This window comes from Xanthomonas cassavae CFBP 4642, assembly GCF_000454545.1.
Classification (GTDB): domain Bacteria; phylum Pseudomonadota; class Gammaproteobacteria; order Xanthomonadales; family Xanthomonadaceae; genus Xanthomonas; species Xanthomonas cassavae.
Map to the genome: position 1 here is coordinate 466,151 of NZ_CM002139.1, position 17,179 is coordinate 483,329.

Sequence of the window (17,179 nt, forward strand, 5' to 3'; positions counted from 1 at the left end):
GCGTGGGCGTTTTGATGGCGGTGGTTTCTTCGATGGTTGAGCCGTTTGTCCATGGTGTGCGCATCCTTGGATGCGCGCATGCACTAGTGTGGGTTACATATTCGCTGTGTGCCGGCGCGCAAGGTGGCGGCGCGCGGCCAGCGCAGCTCGGTGTGTTGCGTTTCTCCGCTTCGACGCGGGCGCAGGCATGAGCGGTTTGATGACCTGGTGCTACCTGCTCACCGCTGCGGCGTCGGCGCTGGCGTTCTACCTGGCAACACGGCATCAACGCCTGTGGCCGCAGCGCCGGCTGCCCGCGCGCGCGCTACGCATCGGCGCCAGCGCATTGCTGCTGCTATCGCTGGGCTGCGCCATGCAGGCCTTGGGCACCTGGGCCGGCATCTTCGCCGCAGTGACGGCGCTGATGCTGGTGGCGGTGGCGCTGCCCTGTCTGGATGCCTGGCGGCAGGCGCGCACGCAACGCAGGCAGGTGCGCCATGTGGGCTAGGTGGCTGGCCGCAGTGGTGCTGGGCCTGCCGCTGGCGGTCGGCGTGGTCGGCCTGTGCGCCCTGTTGCTGCCGGGGCCGCAGCAGAGTTACACGCTGGCATGGCTGCTGCTGATGTTTCCGGCCTGGGTGGGTGCGATGGCGCTGCCGTTCGTGTTCCGTCGCGCATCGCGCGCCTGGGCCGTGCTCGGCGGGCTGACGCTGCTGTGCTACCTCGCGCTTGCAGGCATCAAGGCATTGGGCTGGACGGAGCTGGGCGCATGAAAGCATCGACCTTGCGCGCGTTTCTGTCGGTCCACAGCTGGATGGGTCTGTTGGCGGGCATGGCCTTGTTCATCGCCTTCTACGCCGGCGCCATCACCGTGTTCACGCATCAATTGAGCGGCTGGCAGGCCACGCCGCCTGTCACACAGCGTGCGCCGGCAGATCCTGTCGCCGCCGCGCAGACTTTGCTGGATGCGGTGATCGCCCGGCATCCGCAGGTGGCCGACTCCTTCCTGGTGCTGCTGCCCGGCGAGCACGGGCCGATCCCGCGGCTGTACTGGTATGGGCCACAGGCCGAGGCCAGTGGCGGCATGCGGCAGTATCAACAGGCCGCCGATGGCAGCCTGCTGGAACTGCCGCAGCGCGTGGGCTTTGCCGACTTCCTCTACGACCTGCACTTCACCGCCGGCCTGCCACGCGTGTTCGGCACCTATCTGTTCGGTGTGGTGAGCGTGCTGTACGGGCTGGCGTTGCTTAGCGGGGTGGTGCTGTACGCGCCGGTGTTCTTCAAGGACCTGTTCGCGCTGCGGCCGGGCCATAACCTCAAGCGCCTGTGGCAGGACGCGCACAACGTGGTCGGCATGTTGTCGCTGCCGTTCCATGTGATCTTTGCCTGGTCCGGCGCGGTGTTGTGCCTGGGCGTGCTGTTGCTGGCGCCGTTCCAGTTCCTGGTGTTCGACGGCAAGCTGATGCAGATCCTGGCGCCGGAGTTCGAACTCACCCCGCATGTGCAACCGGCCAGGCGTGCGGCGCCGGTGTTGCCGGTTGCGGTGCTGCTGGACAAGGCGCGCGCAGCCAGCCCGGGCTTGGTACCGGAGAGCATCGGGTTCCATGATGCAGGCGATGCCCATGCACGTGCGGAAGTGTATGGCCACAACGATCAGCGCCGCCTCAACACACTCGGTGGCGTGGCCTTGGACGCGGCAACCGGCCAGGTCCTGCGCGTGCTCGAACCAAGGACGATGTCACCAGGCACCGCCGCCTTGCGCGGACTGCAAGGGCTGCACTTCGGCAACTTCGGGCATGCACCGGTGCAGTGGCTGTATTTCCTGCTCGGGTTGGGCGGTGCGTTCCTGTTCTACAGCGGCAACCTGTTGTGGATCGAAACACGCCGCAAGCGTCGGCTGGTGGATCAACCGCGCCGCACCCACGCGATGGCGCGCCTCACCGTGGGCGTGTGCCTGGGTAGCGTCGCCGGCATCTCGGCCTTGTTCATCGCCGCACGCCTGCTTGCGCAAGGACAGGAGCGTTATGTCTATTACGCGGTCTTTGCGACCGTGTTGGTGTGGGCGCTGGTCCGTCCCACCGCACGTGGTGTGTACGAGGCGTTGCTGGCCTGCGCTGTCCTCACGGCGCTGATTCCGCTGGCCAGCTGTGTTCCGGCACATGGCGTGGTGTTGCCGTGGCAGGACGCAACGGTGCTGGTCGTGGACCTGATCGCCTTGGTATTGGCATGGGCGTACTGGCAACTGGCGCGTGCGAGCAGGCGGCGCGGAGTGCAGGGCGATCCCAACAGCGTCTGGGCGTGGAAGCGCGCGCAACGCGCTGAGTCGATGCACTGAGGCGATTGATGCCTGGCACGCCACGGTGGGCCGGGCAACACCTGCGGCCGAGCGCCTGGTCGCTGACCATGCGGCCGGCTCGACAACCTGGCCCGTTGACGCGACGGCCTCACCCGGCAGTGCATCCTGATCGCCCGCCACCTTCACCCACACCCGATGACGGCTGCCGTCTTACGCATTGGCCTGATCTCCGACACGCACGGCGTGCTGCGGCCCGAGGCTGTGGCTGCGTTGCAGGGCTGCGCGGCGATCATCCATGCCGGCGATGGGGGCAAGCCGGAGATCCTCACCGCGCTGCAGGCGCTGGCACCGCTGCATGCGATCGCCGGCAATATCGACAACAAGCCCTGGGCAGCGCAGCTTCCGCAAACGCTGGATCTGCTGATCGCAGGCGTGCGGATCCATGTGTTGCACGATCTGAAAACGCTGGCAGCGGATGTTGCTGCCGATGTGATCATCAGCGGGCATTCGCACAAGCCGTCGATGCACACGCACGACGGTGTGCTGTACATCAATCCGGGCAGCGCCGGTCCGCGTCGCTTCAGCTTGCCGATCAGTGTGGGCACGCTGTGGCTGGGCGATGGCCCGCCGCAGGCGCAGCTGCAGCTGCTGGAAATACGCTGATGGAAGTTGGATTCCGTGCAACAGAGGCTTGCGCATGGATCTGGAGCGGCCAGCAAAACGACTGCGCGGGCGTCAGAATCGCGCGGTCGCTGCCTGCATGGGTAGGCCCGCGGTCGCTGCGCTGACCTTGTCTGCACGCAGGCGGGACCATCCTTGTGCATCGAGTCGTTGCGAGGATGTCCTCCATGAATACCCGTCGTCAGTTCCTTTCCGCCGCCGCTGCCGGCACCGCCGCATTGGCCGCTGCCCCGTTGGTGGCACAGACCTCCGCACCGGGCAGCGTGATGCCCACGCGCGGCAAGGCCGCCGCATCGGCGTTGCCGACCAATCCCGCAAGCAAGGGCGCACGCTATCGGCCCTCGAGTCGACTGGGCTTTGGTGGCGTGGCGATCGGCAATGGGTTTGCGCCGACCAGCGATGCGCAAAGCGAAGCGTCCCTGGCTGCGGCGTGGGAATCGGGCGTGCGGTACTTCGATACCTCGCCATGGTACGGCCTGGGCCTGTCCGAGCGCCGTACCGGTCACCATCTGCACAATCACGCTGCAGACGACTATGTGCTATCGACCAAGGTCGGGCGCCTGCTCACCGCCACCGACAAACCGCCGAAGACGATGTGGCAGCGGCCGTCGCCCTTCGAGTATCGCTACGATTACAGCGGCTCCGGCGTGCGTCGCTCGATCGAAGACAGCCTGCAGCGGCTGGGCGTGGCGCAGATCGATATCGCCTACATCCACGATCTGTCGCCGGAGAACGAGAAAGACCTGGGCATGCCGTGGGAACAGCGCTTTGCCGAAGCGGTGAAAGGCGCGATGCCTGAGCTGACCAAGATGCGCAGGGAGGGCCTGATCAAGGCCTGGGGCTTTGGCGTCAATCGTCCCGAACCGGCCCTGCGTGCGATCGAGGAGGCCGACCCGGACATCTTCCTGCTGGCCTGCCAGTACTCGTTGCTCGACCACGCGCAGGCGCTGCACGGCACCCTCCCGAAGATCGCAAAGCACGGCGCATCGGTGGTGGTCGGTGCGCCGCTGCTGGCAGGCTATCTGGCCGGGCGCGAGCGTTATCTCTACGACGGCACCGTGCCGGAATGGGCACCGGCCAAGCGCCAGAAAGCACTCGCCATCTGCGAGCGCCACGGCGTGGATCTGCGCACAGTATCGCTGCAGTTTGCCGCTGCGCCGAAGGTGGTGTCCGCGGTGATTCCGGGTGCGCGCACGGCCGAGCAGGCGCGTGCGAATGCGGCCTCGATGCGCGTGGCGATTCCGGCAGCGGTATGGGAAGAGCTCAAGCGCGAGCAGGTGATCGAAGCGGATGCACCGGTGCCTGTTGTGGGCTGAGGCTCACGCGTGGTGGGTGCATCGCAAACGCCTGCGCTTGCGATGCACCACGTCACGCAGCAGGCATCACCTCACCCATCACGGAATCAACAGCGGCCGCAACGCAGGCACTTGCCTGGCCAGTTCGTCGGTGACGATCGCCGCGACCAGATCGGCACCCTCGGCACCCAGATGGGTGTAATCGAATGCCAGCTTGGCCTGGCCCATCGGCTCGGCACTGGCGTTGTCCTGTGCACGCGCAGCGGCGACAGCGGGCGCGGCTGGCGTCGATGTGGTTTGCGCCGGGGTCTTGCCGATGGTGGTGCCCGATTGCGCGGCTAGCACCTGCTCCGGATCGGCCGGCCGCTGCGCCAGGCGCATCGCCAGCACCGGGCCCATGCCTTGCACCAGGGTGCGGCTGCGCGCGTGCAGGTCGATCAATGGCACCTGCAATTCCTGCGCGAGCGTGCGCGTGGCCTCGGCCCAGGGCGCCAGATCGTCCAGCAACTGACCGCGCGCGAACTGCCGCCGCGTCAATGGCGTGACCAGCACCGGAATCGCACCGGCGGCACGCGCCTCGACCACATAGCGGCGCAGGTTGGCGGGGAATTCGGTCGCCAGGTCGGTGGAACGCCCCGGCTTGCCGGGTTGATCGTTGTGGCCGAACTGGATCAGCACATACACCTGGCGATACCCGCCGCTGCGCAGCTCGTGCAGCGCGATGTCCCACGAACCTTCGGCACGGTAGTTGGACGTGCTGCGGCCGCCGCGCGCCAGATTGAGGCAGCTCAGAAACGAGCTCACATGCTGCGCGCAAAAGCTCGGTCCCCAGCCGCCCTGCACGGCGGTGGTGGAGTCGCCGACCAGCACGATCTTGCTGGCCGCAAGCGCGGGCGCAGCGGCGGTGGAGGCCAATGCCCTGGATGCGAGCGGCGTGCCGACCTGCGCGGCAGCGGCCGCATCGGCAAACGTCAGGCAGGCAGCGGCCAGCGCTGTCAGCAGCATCGGTGCAACAACAGCGTACTTATGCATGCATCGCCTCGAAAACGACTGAAACACGGCTACGCGCTCGCCGGAATGGGGGCGGCCAGCGCTGTGGAATCGGCCCGTCCTGCGCAGGCCTTCCGGTCTGGGAACGTTCGTACCCGTGTGGCGGCCGCACCCCAGGTGCCGATCGCCCCGCCGGAACGAAAGCGCTCAGAACGTACCGCGCTGGATGAAGGGCGCCTGCTGGTAGAGCCGCCGTTCGCCACTGCGCGGGTCGTTGTCCATCCGGCTCGGCACATCGAACAGCAACGTGTCGCGGTGCTGCAGCGAGTACTGGCGCCAGCGCGGCAGGCCGCGATGATTGGGGTCGCCGTGGCGCGCAAACGCGAGCAAGGCGGCGCTCATCTGGTCGGCCATCTGCTGCGCCGCGGGGCCATCGCCGGTGCGCGAGCCGGGCTGGGCAATCGTGTCGAACACCAGCGGAATATCCAGCGTGTGGAAGGCGCCGAACTTGCCGCCCTCCAGTGGCGATCCCCAATCCAGCTGATACACCCACGTCGGTGCGCCCTGGCGTGCGCGCGCCTCGGCCTCTTCGACCGCGCCGCGCCAGGAGCGGCCCGCCGTGGTCGCGGCGAAGAACACCTCCGACGGCGAGTAGTGCGGATACAGCCGGCGATATTCGGCAATCACCACCTGCGGCAACAGGTCCACGTACTGCTGGGCTTCCAGCCTGGCAGGCAGCTCGTCCCAGCTCAGTGCGAAGTTTTTCGCATCGTTGCCGAGAAACGCGCGCGTTTCGTCGCGGGTGTTGCCGATCACCATCGGAATGGCGGCCGACTGCAACGGTGCGGTCGGCCAGAACGGATGCACCGGCAGGTTGCGCGCATCCAGCACCGGGCCGAAGTACAGCGCGCTGTTTTCCACCCGCGAGGGGTCGCGCAGCTGCGCGGCAGCCAGCAGTTGCGTAACCGGCAGCGTGCGGATGCGCGCAAGCTCGCCGGGCGCAAGTTTTAATGCATCCAGCAGCAACTGCGCACGCTGCGTGGCCGCACGCGGGCCGGCCACGGTGACCTGCTGCCCGCTCATGGTCCAGACGCGGTGGAACAGGCCGCGCGCGGCCGGCATCGCCATCAGCGTGGCGATCTTGGCGCCGCCACCGGACTGGCCGAACACGGTGACATTGCCGGCATCGCCGCCGAATTCGCCCGCGTGCTGGCGCACCCAGTGTAGTGCCTGGATCAGGTCCAGCTGCCCGGCATTGCCGGAGTCGGCAAAGCCGGCATCGCTCAGCTGCGCCAGCGACAGGTAGCCGAACAGGTTGAGCCGGTGATTGACGGTGATCACCACCACATCGCCGCGTTTGCACAGGCCCACGCCGTCGTACAACGGGTCGCTGCCGGAGCCGGTGGTATAGCCGCCGCCGTGGATGTAGAACAGGATCGGGCGCTTGCCGCCATCGCGCAGGCCCGGCGTCCACACGTTGAGGAACAGGCAGTTCTCGCTGGTGGGTTCGCTGGCCTTGAGCTGCGGCGCCGCCGCCGCATAGGCGCTGGCATCGCGCACGCCCTGCCATGGGCTCTCCGGCAGCGCTGTCTGGAAGCGCCGCGCGGCGGTGTCGCCGCCGTACGGGATGCCCTTGAACACGCAGACGCCTGCATCGCGCAGGCCGCGTACGGTGCCGCTGCGCAGGTGCGCCAGCGGTGCGCTGTCGTCGCGTGGCGGCGCTGGCGCTGTGGCGGCTGCAACGCCGGGCAAGGCGGCCGCGGCGGTCGCAAGCAGGCCACCCTGCAGCAGCGCGCGGCGGCGCGGGTCGGGCGCGCGGGGTGCGCTCATCGCCCGGCGTCCTTCTTTGCCGATGCCGGTGGCGTGGTGATATGGGCAATCCAGGCCTGCGCCAGCTGCGGCCAGGCGGCCAGGGTCAACCCGGCGATGCGGTCGGTGCCAAAGCCATGGCCGCCCTGCGGAAACACGTGCAGCTCGCTGGGGACACCGGCACGCAGCAGTGCGTCGTGCATCAGCAGGCTGTTGCGGACCGGCACCACGCTGTCGTCCTGGGCGTGCAGCAGGAAGCTTGGCGGCGTGTGGGCGTCCACATGCAGCTGCGGAGAGTAGGCACGCGCCTGCGCGTCGCTGGGCGCGCTGCCGAGCAGGCGCTCGCGCGAGCCCGGATGCGCGTTGGTGCTGTCCATGTCGATCACCGGGTAGATCAGCAACGCGAAGTCCGGCCGGGCGCTCAGGGCATCGGCGGCATCCTGCGCCGGGTACACCTGCGCGGCATAGCGCGTGGCCAGGCTGGCCGCGACATGGCCACCGGCCGAAAACCCCATCACCCCGACCCGGTACGCATCGATGCCATAACGCGCCGCATTGGCGCGGATCAGCCGCAGCGCGCGCTGTGCATCGGCCAGCGGCACGTCGGCGCCGTTCGGATGGCCTTCGCCCGGCAGCCGGTAGCGCAGCACGAACAAGGTGATGCCGGCCTGGTCGACGAAGCTTGGCACCAAGGCGCTGCCTTCGTTGTCCAGCACGATGCGCTGGTAGCCGCCGCCCGGGGTGACCAGCAGGGCGGTGCCGTTCGGCCGCTTGGGCCGGTAGACCACCAGGTAAGGCATGCTGATCTGCTGGATGTAGCGATCGGGCAGGGCAGGATCGCTGCTGCGTTGGATGATGCGCTGTGGTTGCTGCAGCGGCTTGTCTCCCGGTGCCATCCCATTGGGCCACAGCAGGATTTGGCTGGCCTGCTCGGCTGCGGTATCGGCGCTGGGTACCTCGGCCGCCAGCACTGGCCCGGCCAGCAGCGCTCCCACCACCATCACCGTCATGCACCGGCGCATGAGGCTCGAAAACGCGGCAAACACACGCGTCGGGCTTGCCTGTTCCATCCACCCCTCCCAGGGTTGCTTCGTTGCTGCGGCCAGTTTTGCCGCACTGCACATTGCCAATGACACCGGTTTACCATATACAGCACACCGTGCCGCTGTCGATTGGCAGTGCAACAAAACACCTTTCAGGGAGACACCCTTGAGCAACGACGCCGCCACCCCGCCATCGTCCACATCCCCGCTGTCCGCAATCGCCCAGCGCTTTGTGGAGGCACGCCGTGCAGGCGCATCGCTTCGCGACTTTCCAGGGCAAATCCCCGACGATCTGGTGACCGCGTATCAGGTGCAGGACATCGCCATCAGCCAGTGGCACGACCAGGTGGTCGGCTGGAAGGTGGGCTATATCGCTGCCGAACGCCGCGATGGTTCGGGCGACGAGCGTCTGCTCGGCCCGATCTTCTTGCAGAAGCTCTGGAATGCTACCGGTGGAACAACCGAGATTCCGGTCTTCGTCGGCGGCTTCGGCGCCGTGGAAGCCGAGTACGTCCTGCGCCTGGAGGCCGATGCGCCCAGCGGCAAGACCCACTACACCGCGGACGAGGCCGCTGCGCTGCCGGCACGGCTGTTCATCGGCGTGGAAATCGCCAGCAGCCCGCTGGCCACCATCAACAAGTTGGGGCCGCGGGTGGTGATTTCGGATTTCGGCAACAACAACGGGCTGATCCTGGGGCCGGAAGTCACCGATTGGCTGGGCCGCGAGGAAACCGCGCTGACCGCTGAAACGCTGATCGACGACCAGGTGGTGGGCACCGGTGGCGCCACCACGCTGCCAGGCGGATTGCGTGCGGCCTACGCATTTGCACTCAGCCGTTCGGCTCAGCGCGGACGTTCGCTCAAGCGCGGTGATCTCATCGCCACGGGCAATGCCACCGGTATCCATGACATCGAAGTGGGACAGCATGCCCTGATTCGCTTCGCCGGCATCGGCGACATTTCCTGTACGGCCGTGTCCGCCAGCTAAGCGCGGACCCCGTGACCAGACGCTTGGGAGGGCGCCAATGATCACACGCAGACATTTCCTCGGTGCCGGACTCGCCGCCGCCGCCGCCGGCCCCTGGCTGGGTACCGGCGCCACCACGCCGATCCCCGGCGGTCAGCTGCTCACCGCCACCGACGTGCACGTGGGCGACTACCCCACGGTGGAGGCGGTGCGCTGGTTCGGCAAGCAGCTCGAAGCACGCACCAATGGCCGGCTCAAGCTGCGCCAGTACCATTCCGGCCAGCTGGGCCGCGAGTCGGAGGCGATCGACATGGCGCGCTTCGGCGCCATCGACATCACCCGCGTCTACTCCGGTGCGTTGAACAACACCTTCCCGCTGACCCAGGCGCTGTGCCTGCCGTACGTGTTCGATTCGGTGCCGCACCTGCGCCGGGCCATCGACGGGCATGTCGGCGACAGCGTGCTGCGCAGCTTCGAGCAGCGCGGCCTGGTCGGCCTGGCGATCTACGATTCGGGCGCGCGTTGCTTCTACAACACCAAGCATCCGCTGCACCGCCCGGAAGATCTCAAGGGCCTGAAACTGCGCGTGGCCTCCTCGGACATCTTCCTCAAGCTGATGCGCATGCTGGGCGCCAACCCCACGCCGATGTCGCTGGGCGAGACGTTCTCGGCGATGGAAACGCACATGATCGACGGTGCGGAAAACAATATGCGCAGCTTCCAGTCCAGCCGCCACTTCGAGGCCGCGCATTACTGGTCGCAAAGCGAGCATTCCTACGCGCCGGACATCCTGGTGATGTCGCGGCAGAGCTTCGAATCGCTGAGCGCGGCCGATCGCGGCCTGGTGGTGGAACTGGCGCGCGCGTCGGTGCCGGTGATGCGTCAGTTGTGGGATGCGTCGGAAACGATCGCGCGCAAACAGGTGATCGACTACGGCGTGAAGCTCAACCAGGTCGACATGCCGGCGTTCCGCGCCGCCGCTGCCCCGCTGCTGGTCGAATACCGCCAGCAGCCGGAAATCGAAGCGCTGTACCGCCGCATCCGCGATTTTGCATAGAGGTGTCCCGATGACCGAACCCGAGACCGTTGCCGTCCCGGTCGCGCCGTTGCAGCGCGCGCTGGACCGCGTTTCCGACATTGCCATTGGTGTGGCCTCGCTGGCCTTGCTGGGCCTGGTGGTCGTGCAGGGCTGGCAGGTGTTCACCCGCTACGTGCTCAACGACTCGCCCAGCTGGACCGAGCCGGTGACCTTGTTGCTGTTGAGCACCGCACTGTGCCTGGGTGCGGCGGCCGGTGTGCATACCAACCGCCACTTCGGCTTTTACCTGCTGGGCGAACACGTGCCGTCGCTGGTGCGCAGAATCTTCGAAGTGATTCGCCCGCTGATGATCATGTCCATCGGTGCGGTGCTGGCGTGGTGGAGCGCGGCGCTGCTGCTCGATGGGCTGGATATCAAGATGGCCGGCGCGCAGATGCCGCAGAGCATCAACTACCTGCCGCTGTCGATCGGCGGTGCGTTGATGGTGGTCTTTGCCTTGTACAAGCTGTGGCGTGTGCTGCGCCCGATCCAGGCCGGAGGAGTGCGCTGATGGGCATTGCGATGTTGTTGGGAACCTTCGTGGTGCTGCTGCTGATCGGCGTGCCGGTGGCGTATGCGCTAGGCGCGGCCGCACTGGCCACGCTGCTGTATCTGGACCTGCCCACGGTGGTGCTGGTGCAGCAGATTTCCGCCGGCAGCGGCTCGGCCTCGCTGATCGCCATCCCGCTGTTTATCTTCGCCGGCGAGCTGATGCTGCGCGGCGGCATCTCCGAACGCCTGATCGCGCTGGCGTCCTCGCTGGTGGGGCGCGTGCGTGGCGGCCTGGGCCAGGTCAGCGTGCTGTCGTCGCTGTTCTTCGGCGGCGTGTCCGGTTCGGCGATCGCCGATGTGTCGGCGGTCGGCGGCACCATGATTCCGCAGATGATCAAGCGCGGCTACGACCGCGATTACGCGGTGAACGTGAGCATGACCGCGGCGCTGGTGGCCTTGCTGGTGCCGCCCTCGCATAACCTGATCCTGTTCTCGGCCGCGGCCGGGGGCGGCTTGTCGATCGCCGACCTGTTCGCGGCCGGCATCTTCCCGGCGCTGTTGATGACCGCGGCGATGATGGTCACCGGCTATGCGGTGGCGCGCCATCGCGGCTACGGCACCGAGCCGTTCCCCGGCTGGCGCGCAGTGGCGCTGCGCCTGATCGGCGCGTTGCCGGGGCTGGGGCTGGTCGCGTTGATCTTCGTCGGCATCCGTGCCGGCATCTTCACTGCGGTGGAGAGCGCGGCCATCGCGGTGGTGTATGCCTTGATCGTCACTGCGCTGCTGTATCGCCAGCTGCGCTGGGCCGAGTTCTTCGCCGCGGTCACGCATGCGGCGCGCACCACCGGCGTGATCCTGTTCGTGATCGCCACCGCGGCGGTGTTCGGCTGGTTGCTGGCCTACCTCCAGGTGCCGGCGGCGGCGGTAAAGTTCCTGCAGGCCATCGCCGACAGCAAGAACACGGTGCTGTTGATGATCGTGGTGATGCTGTTGCTGCTGGGCATGTTCATGGACCTGGCGCCGAAGATCCTGATCTGCACGCCGATCTTCCTGCCGGTGGTCAAGGCCTACGGTATCGACCCGATCCACTTCGGTCTGGTGATGGTGCTGGCCGGCGGCATCGGCCTGATCACCCCGCCGATCGGCTCGGTGCTGTTCATCGGGACCTCGATCGGGCAGATCACCATCGCCCAGAGCATGCGCACCATCTGGCCGTTCTGGCTGGCGGCGCTGTGCGTGCTGTTGATCGTGGCGTTTTTCCCGGAGCTGTCGCTCTGGTTGCCTAGGGCATTGCGCGCGTAAGGCGGCGTGTCCGGCGGAAGTCTCCGCCTTCATCCAGGCCACCGACGCTCCAGGCGTCGGTGGCCGCATCGCCCTTTGGTTGCGGGGCAAGGAGAGCAAGCATGCGTGTGCGTTCGTTGACCGGTGTGCGTTGGCTGTTGGCCGGCGGGTTGTTGCTGTGTGCGGGCCTGAGTGCGGCAGCCGAGTGGAAGCGCGGCATCGAGCACCAGCGCATCGCCGACCAGGGCAATGGCACCTTCCTCAATCCGGTGCTGGCCGGCGATCACCCCGACCCGTCGGTGCTCAAGGACGGGCAGGACTACTACCTCACGCTGTCCTCGTTCGATGCCTACCCCGGCCTGCCGATCTGGCATTCGCGCGATCTGGTCAACTGGCAGCCGCTGGGCCATGCCATCACCCAGAACGTCGGCGCGATCTGGGCGCCGGACCTGATCAAGCACGGCAAGCGCTACTACATCTACTTCCCGGCCCGCCGCGGCGACCAGGGCGAGCGCAGCAACTTCGTGGTGTGGGCCGACGACATCAACGGGCCGTGGAGCGCGCCGATCGACATCGGTCTTGGCAAGTATATCGATCCTGGTCATGCGGTGGGCGAAGACGGCAAGCGCTATCTGTTCCTGAGCGGCGGCGATTATGTGCAGCTGTCCGACGATGGCCTGAAGGTGGTCGGTACGCCCAAGCACGTCTACGGCGGCTGGAAATACCCGGAAAGCTGGGACGTGGAAGGCTACGCCCAGGAAGGCCCCAAGATCACCCGCCACAACGGCTGGTACTACATGACCACCGCGGTCGGTGGCACCGCCGGCCCGCCGACCGGGCACATGGTGATCACCGCGCGTTCGCGCTCCATCCATGGCCCCTGGCAGAACGCACCCAACAACCCGATCACCCGCACCAGGAGCGCCGACGAGCCATGGTGGTCGCGCGGCCACGCCACCCTGGTGGAAGGCACCGACCAGCGCTGGTGGATGCTCTACCACGGCTACGAACACGGCTACTGGACGCTGGGCCGGCAGGCGCTGCTGGATCCGATCGAGTGGACTGCGGACGGTTGGTTCGTCGCCAAGGGCGGCGACCTGGGCACCCCGCTGAAAAAACCCAGCGGCCAGGCGCTGCAACACGGGCTGGGGCTGTCGGACGACTTCCGCGCCGCCGCGCTCGGCCCGCAGTGGGCGTTCTTCAACCCGGCCGCCGACGAAGCCAAGCGGCTGCAGGTCGGCGATGGCGTGTTGCGCCTGCAGGGCAAGGGCAGCGCGCCACGTAATGCCTCGCCGCTGACCGTCATCGCCACCGACCCTGCCTACCAGTTCGAAGTGCAGATGACCGTGGCCCCGGGCGGGCAGGGCGGGGCGCTGCTGTTCTACAGCGACAAGCTCTATGCAGGTGTCGGCAGCAATGGCGAAAATTTCGTCATGCACCGTTACGGCGAAGAAGGCCCGGGCACGCTGGCGCCCAGCGCCACCGGCGGCACGCTGTGGCTGCGCGTCACCAACAACCGCCACATCGTCACCATCCACAACAGCACCGACGGCAAGACGTGGACCAAGTACCCGGTGCAGATGGAAGTGTCCGGCTACCACCACAACGTGGCCGGCAAGTTCCTGGCCCTGAAGCCGGCGCTGTATGCCGCAGGCCCCGGCCAGGTGGAGTTCCGCAACTTCCGCTACCGCGCCCTGGACTGACCGTTCTGCATGGCAGGGCATGCCGCCGCGCTGCCCGCTGCGGCGGGCCCGGCCTGGCAGCTGCGGTGCAGCGGCAGGCGTCGCTCAGGTCTGCCGGCTCCAGGGCCGGTAGAATCCAATCAACTTCACTGGTTGACCGCTATGCCCGCCCGCAAGATGCCTGAAGAAGGAATGCCCGGCCTGCCGAAGGGCAAGGTAGCCACGATCAACGACATCGCACGGATGTCGGGCGTGTCGAAGAAGACCGTCTCGCGGATCATCAACAACTCGCCGCTGGTGCGGCAGGACACCCGCGAGAAGGTCGAAGCGCTGATGCGCGAGGTCGGCTATGCACCGGATCCGCTCGCCCGCGGGCTCGCGTTCCGGCGCTCGTTCCTGATCGGCATGGTCTACGACAACCCCACCGCGCAGTACATCGTGGACATGCAGTACGGCGCGCTGGACGCGCTGCGCGGCTCCAGTTTCGAGCTGGTGGTGCATCCCTGCGACAGCCGCAGCCCCGGCTACATCGAAGGCGTGCGCCGCTTCGCCCAGGCGCAGAAGCTGCACGGGGTGATCCTGGTGCCGCGCGCCTCCGAGGATCAGGCGCTGGCCGACATGCTGGCCGAGATCGGTTGCCGCTACACCCGCATCGCCTCGATCGCGCTGGACGCCACCTCGCAGACGGTGATCACCCACGACCGCGACGGCGCGGCCGAGGCGGCCGACTACCTGCTCTCGCTCGGCCACCGCGACATCGCCCTGGTGACCGGCCCCAGCGCCTACCGCTCCTCGATCGAGCGCACCTCCGGCTTTGCCGACGCGCTGACCCGGCGCGGTATCGAGTTACCGCCCGAACGCATCGTGGAGGCCGGCTACACCTTCGAATCGGGTGTGGCCGCGGCCGAAAAGCTGCTGCTGGGCAAAAAGCGCCCCACCGCCATCTTCACCGGTAACGACGAAATGGCCGCCGGTATCTACAAGGTGGCGCTGCGCGCCGGCATCAGCATTCCGCGCCAGCTCTCGGTGATCGGCTACGACGACAGTTCGCTGGCCTCGCGGCTGTGGCCGCCGCTGACATCGGTACGCCGCCACACCCGTGACACCGGGCGTACTGCCGCAGCGATGCTGATCCAGCCCGACAACGCCCCGCAGCTCCCCACCGCCAGCGTGCGCCCGCACCTGATCGTGCGCGACTCCTGCCAACCGCCGGAAGATTGAGCACTGCGTCGTGCCGCGCCGGAAGATTAAGGGCCGCGCACCACGGTTTCGGCCTTCCGCTCCACCTTGCAGGGCGTTGTGCCCAACAGGGTGAGAACAGCTGGCTCGATCGGCCAACAGCTTGCCCCCATCCGCCCTTCGGGCACCTTCCCCGCAGGCGGGAGAAGGCAGTCCGCCGGTCGCTGCCGTGAAGCCCCTCTCCCGCCTGCGGGAGAGGGGCTGGGGTGAGGATACGGCGGCAGACAGCCATCTAAAAAAGCTCAGACATGAGCTGACGGAGGAGGCGCACATGAGCCTTCTACCCGACCAATCAAGACGCACACCCAACGCCGTGCGCAGCCTCGTACCCTCATCCGGCGCTATGCGCCACCTTCTCCCGATGGGAGAAGGGATCAAAGCCACCGGAGTCACTATCGTGCACTGCGCAATGACACCGGTTAACCAGGGCCGGTAGACTAGCCCGGTGCAAGCTCACGACCCCACCCGCTTGTCACTGGAGAGGCGCATGTCCCTGTACTGCAAAACGCATTACGCCACCCATCCCGACGCCATCAAGGGCGCCAGCAACGACGACCTGCGCGAGCTCTACCTGCTCGACGGCCTGTTCGTCGACGATGCGGTCACGCTCAAATACACCCACTACGAGCGCTTCGTGCTCGGTGGCGCAGCACCGGTCGGCACCACGCTGGAATTGCCCAGGCAGACCGAACCGGCGTCTGCCGCCGGGCATCCGTTCCTGGAGCGTCGCGAGCTGGGCATTCTCAATGTCGGCGCAGGCACCGGCACCGTGACCGTGGACGGCACCGCTTACACGCTGGGGCCGAAGGACGGCCTGTATGTGGCGATGGGCAGCACCGATGTCAGTTTCGCGTCCGCAGACCCCGCCAACCCGGCCAGGTTCTATCTCGCCTCCACGCCGGCGCACGCGCGCTTTGAGACCAAACAACTTTCCATCAAGGATGCCGTGGCACTGGAGCGCGGCGCGCTGGAAACCAGCAACGCGCGCACCATCTACCAGTACATCGTGCCGGCCACCTGCCAGTCGTCGCAGTTGTTGCTCGGCCTGACCGTGCTCAAGCCCGGCAGCGTCTGGAACACCATGCCGCCGCATCTGCACGACCGCCGCAGCGAGGTGTATTTCTACTTCGATCTCGGCGCCAACGACCGCGTCTATCACTTCATGGGCGAGCCCGAGGCGCAGCGCCACATCGTGATCCAGAACAACGAAGCGGTGGTGTCGCCGCCGTGGTCCATCCACATGGGCGCCGGCACCAGCAACTACGCCTTCATCTGGGCGATGGGCGGCGAAAATCTGGATTACACCGACATGCACGTGCTGGACATCTGCCAGCTCAAGTAAACCCGGTTTCTTTCCATCGTTCGCTTCGGTGACGCCTGCGATCCAGGCCGGCACCGGCGCCGTCGGCGCGCTCCACCTGAGGCGTTGGCGACGCAGCAGTCCAAACGACATCAACGCATGCTGCCGCGCGCTGCGCGGCTCACCCCTCACACCGTGATACACCCAGCAGGAGCGATAAGGTAATGAGCAATCCGTTCAGTCTCGAAGGCAAGGTCGCACTGGTCACCGGTGCCAATACCGGCCTGGGCCAGGGCATCGCATTGGCACTGGCCCAGGCAGGCGCCGACATCGCCGCCGCCGGCATCCAGGCACCCACCGAGACCGAGGAAAAGGTCAAGGCGCTGGGCCGTCGCTTCCTGGCCATCGAAGCCAACCTGATCAGCATCGAGCCGGTGCAGCGCATCGTCGACGAGACCATCGCCGGTCTCGGCAGGCTGGATATCCTGGTCAACAATGCCGGCCTGATCCGTCGCACCGATGCGGTCGATTTCAGCGAGCAGGATTGGGACGACGTGCTCAACGTCAACCTGAAGTCGGCCTTCTTCATGGCGCAGGCGGCCGGCCGCCATTTCATCGCGCAGGGCCGCGGCAAGATCATCAACATCGCCTCGATGCTATCGTTCCAGGGCGGTATCCGCGTGCCGTCCTACACCGCCAGCAAATCCGGCATCGCCGGCATCACCCGCCTGCTGGCCAACGAATGGGCCAGCAAGGGCGTGACCACCAACGCCATCGCACCGGGCTACATGGCCACCGACAACACCGCGCAGCTGCGTGCCGACGAAGACCGCAACAAGGCCATCCTGGACCGCATTCCGGCCGCGCGCTGGGGCGTGCCGGCCGACCTCGGCGGCACCGCCGTGTTCCTGGCCAGCAGCGCCTCGGACTACGTCAACGGTGCCATCATTCCGGTCGACGGTGGCTGGCTGGCGCGCTGATCCAGATCGCACGGCGATGGCGCGCAGCGTCCAACGCGCGCCCCCGCCCCTGGTGTTGCCGCGATGTCGT

At 67.1% G+C, this 17,179-nt stretch carries 16 protein-coding genes; 13 read left to right on the top strand and 3 right to left on the bottom strand.

Going from position 1 to position 17,179, the window contains the following annotated elements; genetic code table 11:
* Positions 1-187: 187 nt before the first annotated feature.
* The 5 genes from XCSCFBP4642_RS0101950 (at position 188) to XCSCFBP4642_RS0101970 (ending at position 4,269) form a co-directional block, all read left to right on the top strand.
* Positions 188-487 (top strand): hypothetical protein, encoded by a 300-nt coding sequence (locus XCSCFBP4642_RS0101950; protein ID WP_029218300.1) that lies wholly within the window; start codon positions 188-190, stop codon positions 485-487.
* The gene (locus tag XCSCFBP4642_RS0101955) at positions 477-749 is read left to right on the top strand and encodes a hypothetical protein (protein WP_026064062.1); all 273 of its coding nucleotides are present in this window, start codon (positions 477-479) and stop codon (positions 747-749) included. Before XCSCFBP4642_RS0101950 ends, XCSCFBP4642_RS0101955 begins: the two co-directional genes overlap by 11 nt.
* Positions 746-2,311 (top strand): PepSY-associated TM helix domain-containing protein, encoded by a 1,566-nt coding sequence (locus XCSCFBP4642_RS0101960; protein ID WP_029218301.1) that lies wholly within the window; start codon positions 746-748, stop codon positions 2,309-2,311. The genes XCSCFBP4642_RS0101955 and XCSCFBP4642_RS0101960 overlap by 4 nt, the downstream gene beginning before the upstream one ends.
* 156 nt (positions 2,312-2,467) lie before the next feature.
* Positions 2,468-2,935: a metallophosphoesterase family protein gene (locus tag XCSCFBP4642_RS0101965; protein ID WP_029218302.1), complete on the top strand. Its 468-nt coding sequence runs from the start codon at positions 2,468-2,470 to the stop codon at positions 2,933-2,935.
* A gap of 185 nt (positions 2,936-3,120) precedes the next feature.
* Entirely contained in the window at positions 3,121-4,269 is a 1,149-nt protein-coding gene (locus XCSCFBP4642_RS0101970) for an aldo/keto reductase (RefSeq protein WP_029218303.1), read from the top strand.
* Positions 4,270-4,347: 78 nt separating this feature from the next.
* Here XCSCFBP4642_RS0101970 and XCSCFBP4642_RS0101975 read toward each other — a convergent pair whose 3' ends face one another.
* From XCSCFBP4642_RS0101975 to XCSCFBP4642_RS0101985, 3 genes are all read right to left on the bottom strand, one after another.
* On the bottom strand, positions 4,348-5,280 hold the full coding sequence (locus XCSCFBP4642_RS0101975; protein ID WP_029218304.1) for a rhamnogalacturonan acetylesterase: 933 nt from the start codon (positions 5,278-5,280) through the stop codon (positions 4,348-4,350).
* A 165-nt stretch (positions 5,281-5,445) separates the two neighbouring features.
* Positions 5,446-7,068, bottom strand: coding sequence for a carboxylesterase/lipase family protein (locus XCSCFBP4642_RS0101980; RefSeq protein WP_029218305.1), 1,623 nt, complete (start codon positions 7,066-7,068; stop codon positions 5,446-5,448).
* Positions 7,065-8,117, bottom strand: coding sequence for an alpha/beta hydrolase (locus XCSCFBP4642_RS0101985; RefSeq protein WP_029218306.1), 1,053 nt, complete (start codon positions 8,115-8,117; stop codon positions 7,065-7,067). The genes XCSCFBP4642_RS0101980 and XCSCFBP4642_RS0101985 overlap by 4 nt, the downstream gene beginning before the upstream one ends.
* 139 nt (positions 8,118-8,256) lie before the next feature.
* On the opposite strand from XCSCFBP4642_RS0101985, the gene XCSCFBP4642_RS0101990 reads away from it, so the two are divergent.
* From XCSCFBP4642_RS0101990 to kduD, 8 genes are all read left to right on the top strand, one after another.
* Positions 8,257-9,078 carry a 2-keto-4-pentenoate hydratase gene (locus XCSCFBP4642_RS0101990; protein WP_029218307.1) on the top strand — a complete coding sequence of 274 codons (822 nt, stop codon included), beginning with the start codon at positions 8,257-8,259 and terminating at the stop codon, positions 9,076-9,078.
* Between the two features lie 37 nt (positions 9,079-9,115).
* A complete protein-coding gene (locus XCSCFBP4642_RS0101995; RefSeq protein WP_029218308.1) occupies positions 9,116-10,114 on the top strand; it encodes a TRAP transporter substrate-binding protein in 999 nt (332 codons plus the stop codon).
* A 10-nt stretch (positions 10,115-10,124) separates the two neighbouring features.
* Positions 10,125-10,646 carry a TRAP transporter small permease gene (locus XCSCFBP4642_RS0102000; protein ID WP_029218309.1) on the top strand — a complete coding sequence of 174 codons (522 nt, stop codon included), beginning with the start codon at positions 10,125-10,127 and terminating at the stop codon, positions 10,644-10,646.
* Entirely contained in the window at positions 10,646-11,929 is a 1,284-nt protein-coding gene (locus XCSCFBP4642_RS0102005) for a TRAP transporter large permease (protein ID WP_029218310.1), read from the top strand. Before XCSCFBP4642_RS0102000 ends, XCSCFBP4642_RS0102005 begins: the two co-directional genes overlap by 1 nt.
* A gap of 101 nt (positions 11,930-12,030) precedes the next feature.
* Positions 12,031-13,611: a family 43 glycosylhydrolase gene (locus XCSCFBP4642_RS0102010; protein ID WP_029218311.1), complete on the top strand. Its 1,581-nt coding sequence runs from the start codon at positions 12,031-12,033 to the stop codon at positions 13,609-13,611.
* 141 nt (positions 13,612-13,752) lie between these two features.
* Positions 13,753-14,811, top strand: a complete 1,059-nt coding sequence (locus XCSCFBP4642_RS0102015) for a LacI family DNA-binding transcriptional regulator (RefSeq protein WP_029218312.1) — start codon at positions 13,753-13,755, stop codon at positions 14,809-14,811.
* Between the two features lie 505 nt (positions 14,812-15,316).
* Positions 15,317-16,171 (top strand): 5-dehydro-4-deoxy-D-glucuronate isomerase, encoded by an 855-nt coding sequence (gene kduI / locus XCSCFBP4642_RS0102020; protein ID WP_029218313.1) that lies wholly within the window; start codon positions 15,317-15,319, stop codon positions 16,169-16,171.
* 182 nt (positions 16,172-16,353) lie between these two features.
* Complete coding sequence (gene kduD, locus XCSCFBP4642_RS0102025; RefSeq protein ID WP_029218314.1) at positions 16,354-17,109, top strand: 2-dehydro-3-deoxy-D-gluconate 5-dehydrogenase KduD; 756 nt, start codon at positions 16,354-16,356, stop codon at positions 17,107-17,109.
* Positions 17,110-17,179 lie beyond the last annotated feature (70 nt).